The organism is Exiguobacterium abrahamii, assembly GCF_015645365.1.
Taxonomy (GTDB): domain Bacteria; phylum Bacillota; class Bacilli; order Exiguobacteriales; family Exiguobacteriaceae; genus Exiguobacterium_A; species Exiguobacterium_A abrahamii.
The window spans coordinates 209,296-223,641 of record NZ_JADOYC010000004.1; the positions used below are offsets into that span (position 1 = coordinate 209,296).

A 14,346-nucleotide genomic window follows, 5' to 3' on the forward strand; every position below is an offset into this window, starting at 1 on the left:
GTAAAGTAGCTTCTTTCCATTTGTTCCCGTTCCATGGTTTCACTCAAACATAGACCTGCCTGTTCATGATATCGTAGAACTACCGAATCAGGTTAGGGGAGGGAACGACATGAAGATCAAACGGATCTCGACGCAGAAAAAGAACAGCGAACGATTCAATATCTATGTCGAACGTGATGGCAAAGAGGAATATGCTTTTGCCGTAGACGTCGATATCTTAATTAAATACAATCTACAACGCGATAAGGAACTCGATGACGACTTCGTCAAGGAAGTGTTGACGGCTGAAGAACAGCAAAAAGCGTATCGTCTCTCATTGAATCATCTATCGTACCGCATGCGGGCGACGAGTGAAGTCGTCGCGTATTTAACAGAGAAAGAGACACCGGAGCATGCGATCAAACATGCAATCGAGCGATTGACAGAGCAACGCTATCTGGATGATCAACAGTTCGCACTTGCTTATACAGCAACGAAAAAAGCGACGACACCTCAAGGTCCGGGACGGATTCGCCGCGACCTTGAGGCATTGAAGATACCGAAGACAGCTATTGATGAAGCGATCGTGACGTTTACGGATGAAGAGGAATACGAAAAAGTCCTGAAGTTTTTGCGGCAAAAGCAAAAAGAGCTGCAACGGCGTTCCGTGCGGGAACTGACGCAAAAGCTACAGATGACACTCATGCAACGCGGCTTCTCGTCCGACTTGATCAAGGCGGGTATCGAAGAGGTGTTCCGAGCTGAAGAAGGGGACGAAGAAGAACAAGCGGCCCTTTATCAAGCACGCAAGTATTATCCAAAATACCGGCAACTTGAACCGTTCGAACGCGAACAGAAAGTGAAGCAAGCGCTCGTCCGAAAAGGATTTCCATACGGTCTAGCGGCTCAAGTCCTCGAACAAGTCAAAGAAGAAGAGGCGGAATAATAAAAGCAAGACGAAAAATTGACAATTATCCGACAATTGTGCTATTCTACGCACAGACTAAGAAAAGGAGGAACCGTCCTATGAAAAAGCCAATTGGTTTCACTCATATCCAACAGCTGAATACGACGGAGACTCTTGAGCACGTATAAGTAATTCATTTCATGTGCGAGCAAGGGGATTCGTCTCCCGAGCGCGCAGACGAACAAGAATGGATCATGCCCATTTCAAGGCATACTGATTCTCGGACTGCATCCGGAAATCCGTATGCCTTTTTGCGTGCTCGGAAAAAGTAATTCATTTCACAGTAAAGGGGGGACCCTCATGCGTTTATTTCGGCAATTGAGTTGGTTTCTAAAAGAACACAAATCATCGTATCTCGTAGCAGTCGTCTTATTGATCATCACCGGCTTCATCGATTTAACGCCGCCATGGCTGATCGGTAAGGTCATCGACGGATTACGGTCGGGATCGATGGATCGAACGACACTCTTACAGTATGTCGGCGGATTAACGGTTATCTCCATTGTGTCCTTCATTTTGACGTATCAATGGTTAGCGAAATTATTCGGAACGGCATTTTTATTAGAACGGACACTTCGGAGTCGCTTCTTTACGCACTTATTGAAACTGACGCCGACGTTCTACCAAAAGAATCGGACGGGAGACTTGATGGCACTCGCGACGAACGACTTGAAGGCGGTCGAGCGGACCGCCGGATTTGGTGTCTTGACGCTCGTCGACTCGTTGAACATGACGGCAATCACGCTCGTCGTCATGGGGGTGGCGATCGATTGGAAGTTGACGCTTGCTGCCTTGTTACCGATGCCGCTTCTCGCCTACGCGATGAATAAGCTCGGAAGTCAAATTCACGGACGTTTCATCACGGCCCAGGATTCATTCGGAACGATGAATGACCAGGTCGTCGAGTCGATTTCCGGACTGCGTGTTATCCGCTCGTTCGTCCAAGAACCAGTCGATGTTAAACGCTTCGACGATGTCACGACGGATGTCTTTGAGAAAAACATGCACGTCGCAAAAATTGATGTCTTATTTGAACCGATCATCAAGCTGCTCGTCGGCTTCAGTTACTTGATCGGCTTATCGTTCGGGACATATCTCGTCTTTACGAACGACATCACGCTCGGACAATTGGTCGCCTTTAACATCTATCTCGGGATGCTGATTTGGCCGATGTACGCCTTTGGTGAATTGATCAATGTCATCCAGCGCGGAACAGCAAGTCTTGACCGCTTGGAAGCAACGATGCGAGTCAAACCGTTGATTGCTTCGACACCGCGGGAACATATTGATCGCCCTGAACGGATCGAGATGAACGATTTGACGTTTACGTATCCAGAGACAGCCCATCCGGTCTTACGAGATTTGAATATGACGATCGAACAAGGAACAACGATCGGTGTCGTCGGACCAACGGGATCCGGGAAAACGACGTTCTTGCGTCAATTCTTACGTGAGTATCCAATCGGACGGGATATGCTGACAGTCAACGGCGTACCGTATGAAGATGTTGCGCTAGAGACGGTTCGCGGATGGACCGGTTACGTCTCACAAGAACATTTACTATTTTCAAAATCCGTTCGGGATAATATTCTATTCGGTGCAGGTGAAGCGACAGAAGAAGAATTGCAGGAAGCGATTCGTCTCGCATCGTTCGAAAAAGATATCGAAACGCTGGAACAAGGACTTGAGACGATGGTTGGTGAACGTGGCGTCACGTTGTCGGGAGGACAAAAGCAACGTCTCTCGATCGCGCGGGCGATGTTAAAAAAACCAGAGTTGCTGTTGCTGGATGATTCACTATCAGCAGTAGATGCGAAAACGGAATCACATATCATTGATTCGATTCGATCGAATCGCCACCAATCCACGACATTGATTGTTGCCCATCGCTTATCGGCAGTAGCACATGCGGAGGAAATCATCGTCTTGCAAGACGGAATGATTTCTGAACGAGGAACACATGACAGCCTGATGGCACAAAATGGCTGGTACGCTCAACAATTCGAGCGACAAAGTGAAGAGATGTAAGGAGGTGCCTCTGCATGAATGAATTGGAATTATATCAACTCGATCCGGCACGTCGGAAGACGACGATCCGTTCGTTGATCCGCTATGCGATGCATGAGAAACAAGCGATTTTCTTAGGGTTGTTTCTACTCGTACTAGCAGTCGGAGCGGAATTGACAGGTCCGTATATTGCCAAAGTCATCATTGATGAACATATCGTAGCAATTGAGAAGGACTGGGTCGAAGTTAAAGCGGATGGTGCGGTCACATATGACGGTCGTCAGTTCGCCAAAGCACAAGACGTCTCGAAAAGTCAGATCGTTCAATCCGTTTCAATCGTCCAAACGACCAACGGCTACTTTTTCGTACCGAAACAAGTCGTCAGTGGGGGAGAGCGGAAAATCAGTGGAAGTACGATGACGATCACGCGTAAAGACGACGTCTACACGTATGATAATATTCAAAAATTGACACAAGGACAGGTCTATGATTTTTATTCAAAAGACTTAAAAGCAATCGGCTGGTTGTCCTTGATCTACGTCCTCTTGCTTCTGGTAGCAGCTGGTTTGAACTGGATTCAGCAAATCTTGCTCCAGCGATCTGCTCATAAAATCATTAAACGGATGCGGCTGGATGTCTTTACGCATCTGCAACGGTTACCGGTTCGTTATTTCGACCAGACACCGATTGGAAAAATCGTCAGTCGCGTCACGAATGATACGGAAACGATTCGCGATCTATATCTCGGTGTGCTCGCCCGGGTCTTCTCGGGGATCATCACGATGGCGGGGATTCTCGTCGCGATGTTCTTTCTCGATTATCGCTTAGGACTCGTCTCACTAATCATCATTCCGATCGTCTATTTCTGGATTCAGCTGTTCCAGAAACTCGCGACGAAGAACAACTTCAAAGTCCGCTCCCTCGTTGCCGACATGAATGGTCAACTGAATGAGAACATCCAGACGATGCCGATCATTCAGGCTTATGCACGTGAGAAGGAAGTTCTTGCCGAATTCGAACAAAAGAACGAAGAGAACTATCAGACACGGGCAAAGTTGTTACGACTTGATGCCCTGATGTCCCACAACTTATCCTACTTTTTGAAGAACTTGACGCTCGCCTTGTTGATTTGGGTCGTCGGTGGGAAAAGCCTGACGAACGGCTCGTTTTTATCGCTCGGGATCTTATATGCGTATATCGATTACGTGTCCCGTTTATTCGAACCCGTCACCCAAATCATGAATCAGCTGTCACCGCTACAACAAGCGCTCGTGTCAGCGGACCGAATGTTCCAGTTGCTCGACGAAAAGGGAGAACCGGTCGAACAAGGTCGCGTTGCTCGGTTTAAAGGAGCGGTGTCCTTCAAAGACGTCGAATTCAGTTACGAAGCGGGAAATCCCGTATTACGTGAAATTCAAATCGATGCTCGTCCTGGCGCGACGATTGCTCTCGTCGGTCACACGGGTAGCGGGAAAAGTTCAATCATGAATTTATTGATGCGTTTTTATGATCCGTCAAAGGGACAGTTGTTGATTGACGGACAAGACGTGACGACTTTACCGAAACAAGCGGTTCGTGAGCATATGGGGATCGTTTTACAGGATCCGTTCCTCTTCACAGGAACGATTCGCTCGAACATCACACTCGGCAATCCTGATATTTCCGAAGAACGAGTACGACAAGCGATCGAAGCCGTCGGCGCGGATCGGTTCATTGATCGTTTACCGAACGGGCTCGATGAACCAGTCATCGAAAAAGGTGCTACGTTATCAGCAGGGGAACGACAGTTGATCAGTTTTGCCCGTGCGTTAGCGTTCGATCCTGCGATCCTAGTTCTTGACGAAGCGACAGCGAGTGTTGACTCGGAAACGGAAGCGGTCATTCAAGATGCCTTGCTGACGTTAACGAAAGGACGGACGACGTTCATCATCGCCCATCGCTTGTCGACGATCAAGGATGCGGATGAGATTCTTGTTCTCGATCATGGTCGGATCGTCGAGCGAGGATCCCATGATGTGCTTCTTGTAACGTCCGGGATTTATGCGAAAATGTATGCGTTACAAAGTAAAAGGAATCTTGAATTGAAATCAAGCTAATCCATCCAGTTTCTCCTCCTTTTCGTTTATACTGAAAAACGAAGAGGGGGAGTTTTTGTAATGGAGACACGGATGAGTCAATTATCGAAATACGAGCTTGAGATGTTGATCACGAAATTAAGTGAACAAAAACGAAAAGCGGAGCAACACGGGAACGTCAGTGAAGTGGAAGTCGTGACGCGAAAAATCGCCATTGCGAAAAGTTATTTGATCGATCCGGCACGATTCGAACGGGGAGCCTTTTACCGAATCGAAGGAGAAGAGGCACGATTTGAGTTACACTTCGTCAATGGCGTCATGGGTTGGGGACATTTTGAAGGAACCGCTCAGGAAGTCGCGATTCCGCTCGCGTTATTCACAGGAGAGGGAGAACAGACATGACGAATCGAGAACAAGCCCTTCAGCAACTGGCTGAAGAATTATTGCAAGTGAATGAAGTATTAACCCCGGAAGAAGCACTGACGTGGGTCGAAGTGCTGTGGGAAGATTTCGAAGCGACACTCGCGCGCGCAGGTGAGAAATATCAAGGTGAAGCCGTCGCGGTTCATTTCGTCGAGAAGCAGATCAAACAGCACGGGGCAATGTTACACCGGTTTAATACAACGAACGAAAAATTCAAGCATTTGATGACAGGTCGAAACGTCGAATGAAAAAAGCTCCGCACATCGGGATTTCCGTTGCGCGGAGCTTTGTCTTTATAATGCAGGGATGAACAGTTTTTTCTGCAAGGTCCGTTCGCTAAACACCCAGCCGGTATAGGAGCTGACGATCTCTTGTGTGGCAGCGTCGATTCTGACGACGGCAACGAATGGATAGACTTCCTTCGTGAAGTAACGCAGGTTAGTGAAGCGGTATTCGACAATGCCATCCTTTCGTGAGACCGTATACGTATGAATCTTCGAAAACTCAAGAAACGCTTGCAAGTCCGCGTTTTGTTTGACGATTTCGTACAAGGCGTCACCGTGTGGTTCGTCCTTGATCCGGAAGTTTCCGCATTCGACGACGGTTCCACTGTTAATCTTAACGACGGAATACTCATCGCGTAAACGTGCCGCGACATGCCATTCATCCCATTTCATGCCAGGGGAGATGAACAGTTTATGCGCACCGCGATAATAGCGGGCTGCGGTCGCGAGGGCATCGTTTCGTAACTTGAATTGAACAGCGTAGTAGATGATGACGATGGCGATTAAAATCGGGAAGATGACGATCGTCGCTCGCGTTAGTAGCCAAATCCCGAACGCGGCATAATACATCGTGAACAGATATGGATCAAATGTATTGATGACACCCCAACCAATCCAGGATTTTTTGAACGGGTGTAAGGCTTGTGTACCGTAAGCGTTAAACAGATCGACGAAGACATGAAGAGCGACAGCGATCTGCGCCATCAGCCATAATGAAGTCGGAGGTACACCGAATAACGTGCCGATGACGATTGAAAGTAATAACGGCCAGGCGAGCAAAGCGATCAACCCGTGCGATTTTCCTCGGTGTTGACGCAAGTAGGCGCTGTTTCCTTTAAACTTAAAGACAGTATCGAAGTCCGGTGCGTGTGAGCCGACGAGCGCCGTCGTCGTCACGGCAGCAAACATCGTCGTGCTCGCTGCGACGTCAGGGTGTAGCGTCGAGATGGCGGCGAGACAAAGTCCCATGCCGATATGCGTACCAGTATCCAATGCGAATTCGCTCCTTCTATAAAATCGTGATGGTGAATCCATCGAGGTTCTGCCGAGTAATTTTTAATAAATATATCGTATCCAAGAGAAAAGAGGTAACCTTTTGACTGTCGTTCAAGAATATTTCACAAACTTTAATAAAACACAATTTACCACAGAACTGATTGCCTGGTTCCTTCGTGAACAGCGGGATCTCCCGTGGCGAAGAACCAAAAACCCATATCATATCTGGATTAGTGAAATCATGCTTCAACAAACGCGCGTCGATACGGTCATTCCGTATTATGAGCGCTTCACGAAACGTTTTCCGACACCGCATGACTTAGCAGAAGCGGATCAAAGTGAAGTCCTGAAGCACTGGGAGGGCTTAGGGTACTATTCCCGTGTCAAGAATCTTCAAATCGCGGTTCAGGAAGTTGTTGAAAAATATGATGGGATCGTTCCGGACGAAAAGGAATTGTTTAGTCAACTGAAGGGTGTCGGTCCGTACACGACAGGAGCGGTTCTATCGATTGCGTATGGGCAAGCAGAACCAGCAGTAGACGGAAACGTGATGCGCGTCCTCTCACGTGTACTTGGGATTTATGAAGACATTGCTGCACCGAAGACACGGAAATTGTTTGAGGCGGCGGTACATCAATTGATTGATCCGGCTGATCCGTCCAGTTTCAATCAAGGCTTGATGGAACTCGGCGCGATGGTCTGTACACCGAAGTCTCCGATGTGTGGACTCTGTCCTGTTCAAGATGTTTGTTTTGCATATGATCGAAATGCACAGGAAGAACTACCTGTGAAGACGAAGAAAGGGAAGACGCAAATTATTCCGTATGATGCTCTCGTCTATGAAACGAACGGAAAAATCGCAATTGAACAACGAGCAGAAACAGGTTTGCTCGCAGGGATGTGGCAATACCCACTTCGAGAAGCAGAAGAAGATCGTAATGGAACGCTTGTCGGGCACGTTCGACATGTCTTCTCACACCGGATTTGGGAAATTGCTGTCTATCGCGTGACGGAACAGCCGGACCAGACGGTACTGGTTGATCAGGAAACGTATGCGACGCATCCAGTATCTGTCGCGCAAATGAAGATTGATCGACTATTAAAGGGGGAGATCTAATGCATACTTTTCGTTTTGAGACACGTGTCGATACATCAAAGGAGCAAGCATGGGATTTTTTAAGTGACGCCAAGGCCTTAAGTCGATTGACGGTATTTCCGAAAGTGAAGACGTCGGGCGATACGCGGACACGAGCGGGAAATACGATTCGTCTACGCGTTGGTGTTCCTCCACTATTTGTCTCGTGGACGTCTTGGATTCCTTTCGTAGAAGAATATGTCTTCGTCGATGTCGGGACAAAAGTGCCGTATCCATTCCGGGCATGGTGCCATGTGCACCGGGTCGAAGAACGTGAATCTGACGTCTATTTCGTGGATGAAGTGACGTATGCATCCTTCTTGCCCGCCTTCGTCATTGAAGCATTCATCTTGAAACCAATGTTCAAACAACGAAAAAGTGCGATTTTGAATCACTTTCAAGCCTGAATTCCGTCATTTTTCTGAAAAAATACCCTTTCGTTTTTCATGCGTTCTGAAAATGGGTATAATAAGCACGAGAGTATAACAGAATGGAAGAAAAACGCTTTAGAAAGGAGTAGCACATGAGTCGATTCCCAAAAGAAAGTAGCAAGATTGAGATTCAAAGTTTCAAACATAACGGGAGCTTACACAGAGTTTGGGAAGAAACGCTCGTGCTGAAATCGACGGAAGAAGAATTGATTGGGTTCAATGACCGCATCATGGTCAGTGAATCGGATGGTCGTCAGTGGCGAACACGAGAGCCGGCAATCTGTTACTTTTCAACAGAACTCTGGTTCAATGTCATTTGTATGATTCGGGAGGATGGCATTTACTATTACTGCAATCTTGGATCACCTTCTACGTTCGATGAGAAAGATCGAGCAGTCAAGTACATTGATTACGATTTAGATATCAAAGTGTATCCGGACATGTCCTACATGATCCTCGATGAGGACGAATATGAGAAACATCGCCGCGAGATGAATTATCCGAAGGCGATTGATCGTATTTTGAAGGACAATGTCCAAATCCTGATTCAGTGGATTCGCAGTCGGAAGGGTCCATTCAACCCGGCTTTCGTGGATATGTGGTATCGTGAATATGAAACAAGATATCGGAGATGATGGTTCGCCATCGTCTTTTTTTAATTGAAGGAAGTGAAACACGTGGCAACACAAGCAAAACGTAAGCAACAAGGCTCGATCCGCCGCTATATGGCGTTCGTCAAGCCGTATCAAAAACAGATCCTCCTGACGGTCTTCGTCGGGATCATCAAGTTCTCGATCCCACTCGGACTTCCGTTGTTGTATAAGTACATCATCGACCATATCCTGACCGGAAACACGATGCCGATGGCGGAAAAAAGTAAACAATTGGCGTATTTGATTGGAGCGGGTGTCTTCATCTTCTTGATCGTCAAACCGCCGCTCGAATACGTTCGCCAGTACCTCGCGCAATGGTCCGCGTCGAAGATTTTATTTGACGTACGGAATCGATTGTTTGATCATGTTCAGAAATTATCGCTTCGTTTTTATTCGAATACGAAAACGGGAGAAGTCATCTCGCGAATCATCAATGATGTCGAGCAGACGAAAGACTTCGTCGTCACAGGATTAATGAACCTGTGGCTTGATATGATTACGATTTTCATTGCGATCGCCATCATGTGGACGATTGATCCGCAATTGACACTCGTCGCGATCATTCCATTACCATTCTATGCTCTCGCCGTGAAGTTCTTTTACGGGCGTTTACGCGGATTGACACGGGAACGTTCGGCAGCGCTTGCGGAACTACAAGGTCATTTGACGGAACGTGTCAACGGCATGGCAGTCATCCGCAGTTTTGCACTTGAACCGCACGAGAACAAAGCGTTCAAACATCAAAATGATGGCTTCTTAAAAGCAGCGCTGCGTCAAACGAACTGGAATGCGCGGACGTACGTCGTCGTCTCGACGATTACGGACTTCGCACCAATCCTGATCTTCGGAACGGCGGCGTTCTTCGTCTTGAATGGACAAGTTTCGCTTGGAACGATGGTCGCATTCATTGGTTATATCGACCGTCTGTATGCACCGCTCGGTCGTCTCGTCAACTCCTCAACGACGTTGACACAGTCGATCGCCTCAATGGACCGGATGTTCGAGTTTTTGGATGAGCCGTATGACATCACGGAAAAACCGAATGCTCGCGAACCGAAAGATGTCCGCGGAAACGTTCAGTTCGAAAACATCAGTTTCGCTTATGAAGAAGGCGGCGAGCTGGCGATCGATCGGTTGACGCTTGACGTTCAGGCAGGTGAACGGATTGCTTTCGTCGGGATGTCAGGTGGTGGGAAATCGACGCTCGTCAGTTTGATTCCGCGTTTCTATGATGTATCTGCCGGCCGGATCACGCTTGACGGCGTTGACATTCGTGACTTGAAATTACGTGGTCTTCGCGATCAGATCGGGATGGTCATGCAGGAGTCGATTCTATTTAGTGAATCGGTCCAAATGAACATCAAGATGGGGAATCCGGAGGCGACGGATGAGGAAGTCATCGCGGCGGCAAAAGCAGCGAATGCCCATGAATTCATCGAACGATTACCGAACGGTTATCATACGCCTGTCGGAGAACGCGGCGTCAAGTTATCGGGTGGTCAAAAGCAACGTCTTGCGATTGCACGGGTCTTCTTGAAAAATCCACCGATTCTGATCTTGGATGAAGCGACGAGTGCGCTTGATTTGGAGAGTGAAGCGATGATTCAAGATTCGTTAGCGCGTCTCGCGAAAGGGCGGACGACATTTACTGTCGCGCACCGTTTATCAACGATCACTGATGCCGATAAGATTGTCGTCATCGAAAATGGTCAAATTACGGAAATCGGAACACACGAAGTCCTCATGCAAAAACGGGGTGCGTATTTCGAACTGTATGCCATTCAAAATCTGGAACTCGTCGAATAACACAAAAGCAGCGATCCTCGTGAGGGTCGCTGCTTTTTTAGGAGGAAGACTTAGAGTCGAGCAAAGGCACGATCGACTGCTGCGATCGTCTCTGTGATGTCGGCTTCCGTATGTTCCGTCGTCAAGAACCACGCTTCGTATTTCGAAGGGGCAAGGTTGACGCCTTCTTCTAGCATCAATTTGAAGAAACGTCCGAACATCTCACTGTCTGCACGTTCTGCACCATCGTAATCGATGACTGTTTCATTCGTGAAGTAGACCGTCATGGCACCTTTTAGACGGTTGATCGTAATCGTGACGTCATGACGTTTTGCTGCTTCTAGCACACCTTGTTCGAGTAATGCGCCGAGGTGATCAAGTTGTTCATAGACACCAGGCTGCTCAAGTAATTCAAGACAAGCGATACCGGCAGCCATCGATGCTGGGTTACCTGCCATCGTTCCCGCTTGGTAAGCTGGACCAAGTGGCGCGACGTGTTCCATGATTTCTTTACGACCACCATAAGCACCGATTGGTAAACCACCACCGATGATTTTGCCGAGTGCCGTCATATCGGGACGGATATCGAGTAACTCTTGTGCACTGCCGTACGTGAAGCGGAAGGCTGTGATGACTTCATCATAGATGACGAGTGCGCCGTGAGCATGCGTGATTTCGTTGACTGCAGCAAGGAATCCAGGTTGCGGTTCGACGATACCAAAGTTTCCGACGATTGGTTCGACGAGTACACAAGCGACTTGATCGCCCCATTGCTCCATGATTTGACGGTACGATTCAATATCATTGAACGGTGTCGTGATGACTTCTTTTGCCGTCGCTTTCGTGACACCAGCTGAATCGGGAGAACCAAGTGTCGCCGGTCCGCTACCAGCTGCAATCAGCATCAAATCCGAGTGACCGTGGTAACACCCGCTGAACTTCACGACGAGCTCACGACCTGTATACGCTCGTGCGACACGAATCGTCGTCATGACGGCTTCGGTTCCCGAGTTCGTAAAGCGTACTTTTTCAAGCGATGGGATCGCTTTTTGTAGTTTATGTGCAAAGTCGATTTCTAGACGGTGTGGTGTGCCGTAAAGAAGACCGTTTTGGGCAGCATGGGTGATTGCTTCCGTAATGTGAGGATGACCGTGTCCCGTGATGATCGGACCATAGGCTGCTAAGTAATCGATATAGCGATTGCCATCGACATCATAAAAGTAAGCACCTTCTCCGCGTTCCATATAGACAGGTGCGCCGCCACCGACGGCTTTGAATGAACGGGATGGGCTGTTGACGCCACCAACGATACACTCTTGTGCGATTTCATATAACGCCTCTGAAGTAGGACGTGTAGTGTGGGTAGACATGAGGATTCCTCCAATCGATGATTCGTGAAAAATATCACGATATGATTGTATCATGGACGTCAAATCCGGTGCAGAGCCGTTGACGGAATGCCTATTTGTAGGTAGACTAATTATAAAGATTACAATCTGATAATCAATGAAAGATAGAAATGAGGGGATGGACGTGGCTAACGAAATGCTGGATGACGCCGTGAAGTCACTTCGGGAATCAGGCGTTCGAATGACACCACAACGTCACGCGATTTTGGAATATTTAACGACGGGACACACGCATCCGACAGCGGATGAGATTTATCGTGCGCTCGAACATCGTTTTCCAAACATGAGTGTGGCGACTGTATATAATAACTTACGCGTGTTTCGAGAAAAGGGAATCGTTGAGGAAATGAATTACGGAGACGCTTCAAGTCGCTTCGACTTCGTTACGACACGCCATTACCACATGATCTGTGAAAGTTGTGGAAAGATCGTTGACTTCAACTACCCTGTGCTCGATGATGTCGAAACGGTTGCGGCGCACTTAACAGGCTTTAAAGTCGATCGTCACCGATTAGAAGTGTACGGAACTTGCCCGGACTGTCAATCGAATGTCCAATAAAAAAACGAGCTGCCTTAGCGGGGAGCTCGTTTATTGTGTTTATTATATTTTTCATCGAATTCTTTTCCTTCAAGAGATGGATCCATCGTCAATGGTTCATCGCAATGCATACATAAGTCGACGCGACCAAGGACTTTTGTTTCTTTTCCACAGTTCGGACAAGTGACGACAGCTGCCTTCGTTGATGTCAGACCAATCAAGAAATAGAGTGCCGTACTGGCGAGAACCATGACGAAACCGAGAAGCATGAGTAAGACCATGATGATTTCAAATTGTTTGAGTAATAGACCGCCATACATGACGAGCATCCCACCGAAGACGAGAAACATAGCTAAGTTTCGCGCGCGGTTTATTTTATTTTTACGTTGTTTTTTCAAGTGAATTCCCCCTGTTGTCAGTCTAGCATAAGAAGTGGGATTGCCTGAAGAAGGAAAGCTTGTTTTTTTGTCGAAAATGGTAACGACGAGTTCGTATAGAAGGGTGAGAAGTACATGGAACAAGCAACACGAACGATTTATTCGGAGTACGCGGCTTATCGTGAAACACAAGGGATCATTGCTGTTGAGAAACGGCAACCACGGGATTCCCTGACGGATCAATTTGATACACTTCTTGTCGTCATCACGAGAGACCCAGAAGTCGAGTGGACGATCAAACATTATCGACTGAATACACTAAAGGTGTCGTTACACCTCGTACATGAAGATGTCTTATCACGCTGGATTTTATTAAATGCCAATCGACGCGCGATTCACTGGATTGCAGAAGGAACGATCGTGTTCGAACGGAACGATTATTTAGTTGACTTAAAACGGCAACTATTAAACTTTCCTGATGAGGAAAGATGTTTACAGATGACGATTTCATTCGCTAAACTTTTGCGTCGTTTCCAAGACGGAAGGAACTTGTTCAGTCGCGGACATCATTATGATGCCTATACACACGTCCATCATGCATTACATCATCTCGCGCGATTATCTGTTCTGGAAAAAGGAAAACATCCCGAGACGGTCGTCTGGGAACAAGCGCGACTCGATGATCCGGATGTCTATAAACTGTATGAACAATTATTGATGAGTGAAGAGACATTAGATCAACGTATTCACCTCGCCTTGATTGGACTTGAGCATCTTCTGCAGTCTAAGGTCTTATCGGGAGGACGCTATTTATTTGAAATCATGCGTGAGCGGACAAGTCCATGGACGATGTATGAATTGATGGAAGAAGAGCGGCTGCAAGAAGTCAAAGTGGATTTAAGTAGTCTGATTGATTTCTTCATGCGAAAGGGTCTGATCAGGATTTCGTATCAAACAACTAAGGGAGCAGGGGTCGAACTCGTAACGTATGAGCCGGTCGTATGACGATCGGCTTTATTTTTTCTATGTGTTGTTTTCGCTATATATAGAAGGAAAAAGATTTTAAAAGTTTTTTTAGAAAAACTATTGACGGTATTATACCGAGATAGTATATTAATACATGTCGACAGGGCAACACGCACTGGACGGTGACGAGAAAGAAAAAAGATTTCAAAAAGGGATTGACGCTTAAGTTATTCCGTGATATCTTATTAAAGTCGCTGAAAACGACACGACGAACTTTGAAAACTGAACGATGAGGCAAAAATCGTATTCTACGGAATACAA

14 protein-coding genes are annotated in these 14,346 nt (G+C 47.2%); 11 read left to right on the top strand and 3 right to left on the bottom strand.

Going from position 1 to position 14,346, the window contains the following annotated elements; genetic code table 11:
- Nucleotides 1-109 precede the first annotated feature (109 nt).
- From ITJ88_RS13090 to ITJ88_RS13110, 5 genes are all read left to right on the top strand, one after another.
- Nucleotides 110-925 carry a RecX family transcriptional regulator gene (locus tag ITJ88_RS13090; protein ID WP_058265788.1) on the top strand — a complete coding sequence of 272 codons (816 nt, stop codon included), beginning with the start codon at nt 110-112 and terminating at the stop codon, nt 923-925.
- A 321-nt stretch (nt 926-1,246) separates the two neighbouring features.
- Nucleotides 1,247-2,974, top strand: coding sequence for an ABC transporter ATP-binding protein (locus ITJ88_RS13095; RefSeq protein WP_195865946.1), 1,728 nt, complete (start codon nt 1,247-1,249; stop codon nt 2,972-2,974).
- A 14-nt stretch (nt 2,975-2,988) separates the two neighbouring features.
- Entirely contained in the window at nt 2,989-5,049 is a 2,061-nt protein-coding gene (locus ITJ88_RS13100; protein WP_195865947.1) for an ABC transporter ATP-binding protein, read from the top strand.
- 60 nt (nt 5,050-5,109) lie between these two features.
- Nucleotides 5,110-5,430, top strand: coding sequence for a DUF1811 family protein (locus ITJ88_RS13105; RefSeq protein WP_023467306.1), 321 nt, complete (start codon nt 5,110-5,112; stop codon nt 5,428-5,430).
- Nucleotides 5,427-5,699, top strand: coding sequence for a YfhJ family protein (locus ITJ88_RS13110; protein ID WP_195865948.1), 273 nt, complete (start codon nt 5,427-5,429; stop codon nt 5,697-5,699). Before ITJ88_RS13105 ends, ITJ88_RS13110 begins: the two co-directional genes overlap by 4 nt.
- Before the next feature lie 45 nt (nt 5,700-5,744).
- Here ITJ88_RS13110 and ITJ88_RS13115 read toward each other — a convergent pair whose 3' ends face one another.
- Nucleotides 5,745-6,728, bottom strand: coding sequence for a metal-dependent hydrolase (locus tag ITJ88_RS13115; protein WP_023467308.1), 984 nt, complete (start codon nt 6,726-6,728; stop codon nt 5,745-5,747).
- 103 nt (nt 6,729-6,831) lie between these two features.
- Here ITJ88_RS13115 and mutY point away from each other — a divergent pair, with 103 nt between their 5' ends.
- From mutY to ITJ88_RS13135, 4 genes are all read left to right on the top strand, one after another.
- A complete protein-coding gene (gene mutY, locus ITJ88_RS13120; protein ID WP_195865949.1) occupies nt 6,832-7,848 on the top strand; it encodes an A/G-specific adenine glycosylase in 1,017 nt (338 codons plus the stop codon).
- Nucleotides 7,848-8,273: an SRPBCC family protein gene (locus ITJ88_RS13125; RefSeq protein WP_195865950.1), complete on the top strand. Its 426-nt coding sequence runs from the start codon at nt 7,848-7,850 to the stop codon at nt 8,271-8,273. Before mutY ends, ITJ88_RS13125 begins: the two co-directional genes overlap by 1 nt.
- 116 nt (nt 8,274-8,389) lie before the next feature.
- Nucleotides 8,390-8,932 (top strand): nucleoside tri-diphosphate phosphatase, encoded by a 543-nt coding sequence (gene ntdP / locus ITJ88_RS13130; RefSeq protein ID WP_023467311.1) that lies wholly within the window; start codon nt 8,390-8,392, stop codon nt 8,930-8,932.
- A 90-nt stretch (nt 8,933-9,022) separates the two neighbouring features.
- Nucleotides 9,023-10,756, top strand: a complete 1,734-nt coding sequence (locus ITJ88_RS13135) for an ABC transporter ATP-binding protein (protein ID WP_195865959.1) — start codon at nt 9,023-9,025, stop codon at nt 10,754-10,756.
- Between the two features lie 50 nt (nt 10,757-10,806).
- Here the strand turns inward: ITJ88_RS13135 and ITJ88_RS13140 are convergent, their stop codons facing one another.
- Nucleotides 10,807-12,105 (bottom strand): glutamate-1-semialdehyde 2,1-aminomutase, encoded by a 1,299-nt coding sequence (locus tag ITJ88_RS13140; RefSeq protein ID WP_195865951.1) that lies wholly within the window; start codon nt 12,103-12,105, stop codon nt 10,807-10,809.
- A 175-nt stretch (nt 12,106-12,280) separates the two neighbouring features.
- Here ITJ88_RS13140 and perR point away from each other — a divergent pair, with 175 nt between their 5' ends.
- The gene (perR, locus tag ITJ88_RS13145; RefSeq protein WP_370567824.1) at nt 12,281-12,703 is read left to right on the top strand and encodes a peroxide-responsive transcriptional repressor PerR; all 423 of its coding nucleotides are present in this window, start codon (nt 12,281-12,283) and stop codon (nt 12,701-12,703) included.
- A 14-nt stretch (nt 12,704-12,717) separates the two neighbouring features.
- Here perR and ITJ88_RS13150 read toward each other — a convergent pair whose 3' ends face one another.
- Complete coding sequence (locus ITJ88_RS13150) at nt 12,718-13,080, bottom strand: DUF2614 family zinc ribbon-containing protein (RefSeq protein ID WP_029340912.1); 363 nt, start codon at nt 13,078-13,080, stop codon at nt 12,718-12,720.
- A gap of 114 nt (nt 13,081-13,194) precedes the next feature.
- Between ITJ88_RS13150 and ITJ88_RS13155 the strand changes: the two genes are divergently transcribed.
- Nucleotides 13,195-14,064: a nucleotidyltransferase-like protein gene (locus ITJ88_RS13155; RefSeq protein WP_035398755.1), complete on the top strand. Its 870-nt coding sequence runs from the start codon at nt 13,195-13,197 to the stop codon at nt 14,062-14,064.
- The last annotated feature ends 282 nt before the right edge of the window (nt 14,065-14,346 follow it).